Consider the following 4,020-nt stretch of genomic DNA (forward strand, 5'->3'; position numbering starts at 1 on the left):
AGTTCTACTTCCGTACCACGGACGTGACTGGTTCGATCGAGTTGCCAGCGGACAAAGAAATGGTTATGCCAGGCGATAACGTGTCGATCACCGTCAAGCTGATCAACCCGATCGCGATGGAAGAAGGCCTGCGTTTCGCGATCCGCGAAGGTGGCCGTACCGTTGGTGCAGGTGTTGTTGCAAAGATTCTCAGCGAAGTCGCTGGTAAGTAATTCGTAGTCAAAGGCAGGAAAGCAGGTATACTTGCTTTCTTGCCTGATGTGCCCAAGCAAAAAATTCATATTGCCGGCTTCATGCCGGTTCGTTCTTTTTAAGGGAATTACCATGTCCGCACCAAACCAGAAAATCCGCATTCGCCTCAAAGCGTTCGACTACAAGCTGATCGACCAGTCCGCACTGGAAATCGTTGACACCGCCAAGCGTACCGGCGCTGTTGTCAAAGGCCCGGTCCCACTGCCAACCCGCATCCAGCGTTTTGACGTCCTGCGTTCGCCGCACGTCAACAAAACCTCGCGCGACCAGTTCGAAATCCGTACGCACCAGCGTCTGATGGACATCGTGGACCCAACGGACAAGACCGTTGACGCGCTGATGAAGCTGGACCTGCCAGCTGGCGTCGACGTCGAAATCAAACTGCAATAATCATTGCAGTGTTGCCGCCAGCGCATTCACGTGCGCGGGCGAGTCAGGGCCGGGCGAGTTCGCTGTCAGCGAACGGACCCGGCCCTGATGCGTTTCGCATCGGGAACACAATTGCAATGGAAGCTGGCCAGATAGGCCGCATCGGGCTGGCCCGTCTTTGCGAACAAGACGGCGATCGCAGGGAAATACGCTTCGTAACACATCAGTCAGCGTAGCGTCGAACCCGGCAGGAAAGCGGCGCATCCCAGCCAGCCGGTCGAAAGATGTAGCCTTCACGAGCCGAGCCCCATGCAGCAATAGTAAACGACACATACTGTTTTTTTATACAGTATCGTGCGTCATCGTTCGCGAATGAAGTTTATGATCAGGGAGAGGCATCAGCTTAACGCCCTGCCTTCAGAAGTGTCAACCTACAGAGGCAGCCCAAATCCGCCTGTCGCACTTGTAGGTAGCAGTTGCTATTGCCTCACTGCTCACTGCTAACCATTACCCTTCAATTGCTGCTCTAAGGTATCATTCTGCAAGTGAATGCGATGCAGAAAATGTTTCGTAAGGCTTCGACATGTATGCGACTAACCAAGAAAAATGACACGATGACACTTGAACTACCTGGGCTAGATGATAATCTTTTAGGCGCCCTCGTCAGCTTGCCGACACTGGTTTCCGTAGCAAAGAAGCTTGTCTTTGATGCATCCTTGTCGGTGGAAGAACAAGATATTGTCGACCAATATCGCGAGGCAGTAAATGATGAGCTAGTAGAGGCGGTTCGTGCAGCCATTGTCTCCTGTTCTGATCCGTTGGGAGCTGCCTATTGCGCTATTCGCTCTCCAGAACAGCGCCGGTGTAAAGGGCAAACATTCACTCCCGTCGAGGCCGTCGTCGGCATGTTCAATTGGGCAAACTCACAAGGCGATATTGCCCGAATTGTTGATCCGGGAGCTGGGACCGGTCGATACGTGCTGCACGGACTACGACAGAATTGTCATGCAATTGGTGTAGCTTCGGAAATGGATCCGCTTGTTGCATTATTGTTACGGGCGAATGCTGCCGCCCTTGGTTTGGCTAACCGCCTTGAAATTCATATTGGCGACTTTCGCACACTCCAGCTGGATCCAATTGAGGGCCGCACACTCTTTATTGGAAATCCTCCTTATGTAAGACATCATGACATCCCTGTAGTTTGGAAAGAGTGGTATAGCAACAGTTTAAAGGCACTTGGCCATGCATCCAGTAAGTTGGCTGGTCTACACCTTCACTTCTTTGTAAAAACTCTGATGTTATCGCGCCCGGGTGATCTAGGCTGCTTTATTACAGCGGCCGAATGGCTCGACGTGAATTACGGTCAATCAATGCGCGATATGATGACAAACGGTCTCGGAGGTCGAGAAATTTATGTCGTAGCACCAGAAGTCCCCGTCTTTGGAGATGCAATGGTTTCCGCGTGCATTACTTGTTTTGCACCAGGCTCAACTGGGAATACACTCAAGTTCAGAGCGCTGGAAAAGATCGAAGAATTGCTTGATTTGACGGGTGGACATTCGGCTGACAAAGGCATTGCAAAAGGGGAACGCAACTGGTCAATCCTCTTAAGGAATAAAAAGATCGTCAGGAATGAAGATTTTATTGACCTTGGAGAACTTTTTAAGGTGAGTCGTGGCCAAGTCACCGGGAAGAACAGCGTGTGGGTCGCTAAGAGCAACCGATTTGGTTTGGCCGAAGAATTTCTCATCCCTACAATCACCGATGCGACTGATATCATTCATGCAGGTGGTAGGATTGATGACATAACTTCTTTGCGGCGTGTTGTCGCACTTCCGGCGGCAATTGATGACCTGGATCCAGAAAAGTACTTGGCGGTTCGGGAATTTCTAAAATGGGCTGAATCCGAGAACGCCCATAAAGGTTGGATTGCAGAACATCGCACCCCTTGGTGGCGAGTTGATATGAGGAAAGTGTCGCCGCAGATCGTTGTGACCTACATGGGAAGACGTCCACCGGTTTTTGCCGTAAATACTGCGGGAGCAAAAATTATCAACGTAGCCCATGGCCTATACCCCAAAGTGGCCTTGCCCACGAAGTCTGTTGAGCAACTGGTTGCCTGGCTAAACTCTAATGTTAGTCGAGATTCCGGACGAGTTTACGCAGGCGGGCTGACAAAATTCGAGCCATCTGAGGTTGCCCGCCTCCAAATACCGAATGCGGAACTTCTTCTGAAAGGTGTGTATTAATGGCAATGCGGGGGAGCTATAACTGTGGACAAATATGGACATTGGAAAAAATTGCTGAAGATTGCATGCAATCAACTAAACTTTTCCGACTTCGAAGAATGAACGAACCGTTGGGCGACTATCTTGCAGAATTTCCTAGCGCCCAATCCGCTGCAGATTATGTAATTGACAGCCTTCCTTCGCTCTTTAGTTATCCAACAAATCAAATTTTACTAGCGGAAATTGTCTCAAATCCAGCGTTTTACACGGCTTTTCGGTATCTAGCCGCTCCTCCGATCTCGGTTGATGATCTGGAGACGGTCCTCTGTCGCAGCGTCTCCGCAACTGCTATGCGTACGGATCTACGTTTCGCCGAAGAAGTTGTAGACTTGATTCGCCAAACAATTGACCCTAAACGTTTTCCTTGGCTATCCACAAAAACTGCTGCGACAAGTCAAGAGTTGCACGTTGCAAAAGTCGCCACGGCTGTCGCAGCGACTATACAACGGGTTCAGACTAAACGTCGTGGTGATGAAAAGAAAGACTTGGAAGGGTCTGTCGTTAGACTGTTGGATGCGCTAAAGTTTACGCGAATTCCCACGCCGAGGACGCCGATTCTCAGCACGGAGGATCTACCAAGGCCGGGTGAATATATGACGAGCGCAACGCTGGGGAATGATAACGGCGACTGTGTTATTGGGCTTTACGACCGGCGGCGCTTGGTCGTCGAGTGCAAAAGTTCAAATTCGGAAATTAACAGCCGAAAACGGTTGAACAAAGAAGTAGTAAAAGATGCCCGCAATTGGGATAGTCAATTCGGAGCTCAGATCCTGACTGCGGTAGCTTTGCGCGGTGTATTTAAGCCGAATTATGTTTACGAGGCCCAAGAAACACCTATTATGATCTTTTGGGCGCATCGGTTGGAAGATCTAGAAATCTTTATTGAATCAACGAAATCCTGAGCGTTTTTGAATTCTCGCACCAAGCTAGTAGATCATCCACCTGGTTGTGATGGATAGCAATGCGCCATGGTCTCCCTTACATCACCTCGTTATACACAAGTGTTCAGTGCGCCAATTCCCCGTAGCGCGCGTATCGTTTCCGCCGCCACGTGAACATCCTTCAAGCCGAGCCAGATCGTCTTGACGCCGGGCTCGCCATCGCTCTTGCG

The 4,020-nt window shown here is 50.3% G+C and carries 4 protein-coding genes and 1 pseudogene; 4 read left to right on the forward strand and 1 reads right to left on the reverse strand.

Going from position 1 to position 4,020, the window contains the following annotated elements; all coding sequences use genetic code 11:
- The 4 genes and pseudogenes from F1735_RS32715 to F1735_RS32730 form a co-directional block, all read left to right on the forward strand.
- A pseudogene (locus F1735_RS32715) lies at positions 1-212 on the forward strand (elongation factor Tu); the annotation flags it as partial.
- Between the two features lie 112 nt (positions 213-324).
- Positions 325-642, forward strand: coding sequence for a 30S ribosomal protein S10 (gene rpsJ, locus F1735_RS32720; protein WP_005663509.1), 318 nt, complete (start codon positions 325-327; stop codon positions 640-642).
- Positions 643-1,235: 593 nt separating this feature from the next.
- Positions 1,236-2,870 (forward strand): class I SAM-dependent methyltransferase, encoded by a 1,635-nt coding sequence (locus F1735_RS32725; RefSeq protein WP_167241076.1) that lies wholly within the window; start codon positions 1,236-1,238, stop codon positions 2,868-2,870.
- A 98-nt stretch (positions 2,871-2,968) separates the two neighbouring features.
- Positions 2,969-3,811: a XamI family restriction endonuclease gene (locus F1735_RS32730; RefSeq protein ID WP_167241078.1), complete on the forward strand. Its 843-nt coding sequence runs from the start codon at positions 2,969-2,971 to the stop codon at positions 3,809-3,811.
- Positions 3,812-3,900: 89 nt separating this feature from the next.
- Here F1735_RS32730 and F1735_RS35940 read toward each other — a convergent pair.
- Positions 3,901-4,020 (reverse strand): IS4 family transposase (locus F1735_RS35940; protein WP_222853092.1); only part of this gene is annotated, 120 nt, incomplete at its 5' end.

Origin of the sequence: Massilia genomosp. 1 (genome assembly GCF_011682185.1) — a bacterium.
Classification (GTDB): Bacteria; Pseudomonadota; Gammaproteobacteria; order Burkholderiales; family Burkholderiaceae_D; genus Telluria_A; species Telluria_A rubra.

Bases quoted from the DNA above. Each gene is read 5' to 3' on its own strand.
- F1735_RS32725 (WP_167241076.1), top strand. From the start codon at position 1,236: ATGACACTTGAACTACCTGGGCTAGATGATAATCTTTTAGGCGCCCTC.
- rpsJ (WP_005663509.1), top strand. From the start codon at position 325: ATGTCCGCACCAAACCAGAAAATCCGCATTCGCCTCAAAGCGTTCGAC.
- F1735_RS32730 (WP_167241078.1), top strand. From the start codon at position 2,969: ATGAACGAACCGTTGGGCGACTATCTTGCAGAATTTCCTAGCGCCCAA.